The organism is Micrococcus sp. APC 4021 (assembly GCF_030407635.1).
Classification (GTDB): domain Bacteria; phylum Actinomycetota; class Actinomycetes; order Actinomycetales; family Micrococcaceae; genus Micrococcus; species Micrococcus luteus.
Map to the genome: position 1 here is coordinate 1 of NZ_JASDCZ010000196.1, position 2103 is coordinate 2103.

At 71.1% G+C, this 2103-nt stretch carries 1 protein-coding gene; it reads left to right on the forward strand.

The features are described 5' to 3' along the window. Nucleotides 1-176: 176 nt before the first annotated feature. Nucleotides 177-1958, forward strand: a complete 1782-nt coding sequence (locus QL983_RS11080) for an AMP-binding protein (protein WP_216881979.1) — start codon at nt 177-179, stop codon at nt 1956-1958. The last annotated feature ends 145 nt before the right edge of the window (nt 1959-2103 follow it).

Below are 2103 nucleotides of genomic sequence, written 5' to 3' on the forward strand. Positions count from 1 at the left end.
ACGGGGCGGTCGGCGATGGCGGTCATGGCTCTCCTTCGGGGGCGGTCCGACGACGGCGGGCGGTTTCGCCGCGAATCCGACTGTAGGACTTCCTACTATCCAGGTCTGCCAGTAGTGTTCCAGATCACAGGCCCCCGGCCAAGGATCCGTTCAGCAGCCATCCCGAGGAGGGACCCATGACCGTCCAGGACCCCACCGCCGTCGCCGCCCCGTCGCCGACGGAGGTGTTCCGCGTGGCCCGCGACCTGCTGGTCGAGTGCCAGACCGACGACGAGCGCGCCCGCGCCGAGTTCGAGTGGCCCCGCTTCGAGCACTTCAACTTCGGCTTCGACTGGTTCGACCGCCTGGCCCAGGACCCGGCCCGCGCGGACGTGCCGGCGCTGATCATCGCCGAGGACGACGGGCGCAGCACCGAGCGCACCTTCGCCGAGCTCTCCGCGGCCTCCAACCGGGTGGCGAACTGGCTCTCCGCGCAGGGCCTGCGCCGCGGCGACCGCCTCATCCTCATGCTGAACAACCAGGTGGAGCTGTGGGAGTTCATGCTCGCCTGCATCAAGCTGCGGGTGGTCATGGTGCCCACCACCACGCAGATGACCTCCGGGGACCTCGAGGACCGCGTGACGCGCGCCGGCGCCGCGTGGGCCGTGGCCGGCGCCGAGGACCTGGCCAAGTTCGCCGGCGTCGGCGAGGGCCTGCACCTGGTGCACGTGCCGGGCGTCTTCGCGGAGGGCCCGGCGCGCCGCGCCCCGGAGGTCGCCGGCCACACCGTGCTCTCCTACGACGACGCCGCCGACGCCGCCACCGAGCTGGCCCCGGCCGAGCCGACCCCCGCGGACGAGACGCTGCTCTTCTACTTCACCTCGGGCACCACCTCGAAGCCGAAGCTCGTGGAGCACACCCACACCTCGTACCCGGTCGGCCACCTCACGACGCTCTACTGGATCGGCCTGGAGCCGGGCGACGTGCACCTCAACGTGGCCTCCCCGGGCTGGGCCAAGCACGCGTGGTCCAACTTCTTCGCCCCGTGGATCGCGGAGGCCACGATCTTCGTGCACAACGCGCGCAAGTTCGACCCCGCGGCCCTGATGGCCAACATGGCGCGCTACGGCGTCACGAGCTTCTGCGCCCCGCCCACCGTGTGGCGCATGCTCATCAAGGCGGACCTGGCGCAGCTGACGACCCCGCCGACCAAGACCATCTCCGCGGGCGAGCCGCTCAACGCCGAGGTGATCGACCAGGTGCACAAGGCGTGGGGCACCACGATCCGCGACGGCTTCGGCATGACCGAGACCACCCTGCAGGTCGCGAACACCCCCGGCCAGAAGGTCGTCATCGGCTCGATGGGCCGCCCGCTGCCCGGCATGGACGTCACCCTGCTCGACCCGCTCACGGGCCAGGAGGCCGAGGAGGGCGAGATCTGCCTGCGCCTGGACCCGCGTCCGGTGGGCCTGCTGAAGTCCTACTACGGCAACCAGGAGAAGACGGACGAGGTGTTCCGCGACGGCGTCTTCCACACCGGCGACATCGCCCGCCGCGACGAGAACGGCGTGCTGACCTATGTGGGCCGCGCGGACGACGTCTTCAAGTCCTCGGACTACAAGGTGTCCCCGTTCGAGCTGGAGTCGGTGCTGGTCAAGCACCCGGCCGTGATGGAGGGCGCGATCGTCCCCACCCCGGACGAGCTGCGCCTGGCCGTGCCGAAGGCCTTCGTCACCCTCGCCCCGGGCCACGAGCCCACCGCGGAGACCGCCCGGGCGATCCTGCAGTTCACGCTCACCCAGCTGCCCCCGTACAAGCGCATCCGCCGCATCGAGTTCCTCGAGCTGCCGAAGACCATCTCGGGCAAAATCCGCCGCGTGGAGCTGCGCAAGGCCGAGGTCGAGCGCGCCCAGACGGGCGCCGCCCCGGACGGCTACGGCACCGAGTTCCGGGAGGAGGACCTGGACCTGCAGCGCTGACCGGCCGTTCCCCGCCACCGCCCCGTCCGTGTCCGGCGGTGGCGGGGGACCCCCGGTGCGCCGCTAGTTGTAGGAGGGCATGACGTTGTTGACTCGGGCCGGGGCCAGTGAGGCCGGAGGAGCGTCTCCGCAGGAGGTATGAGGC

Bases quoted from the DNA above. Each gene is read 5' to 3' on its own strand.
- QL983_RS11080 (WP_216881979.1), top strand. From the start codon at position 177: ATGACCGTCCAGGACCCCACCGCCGTCGCCGCCCCGTCGCCGACGGAG.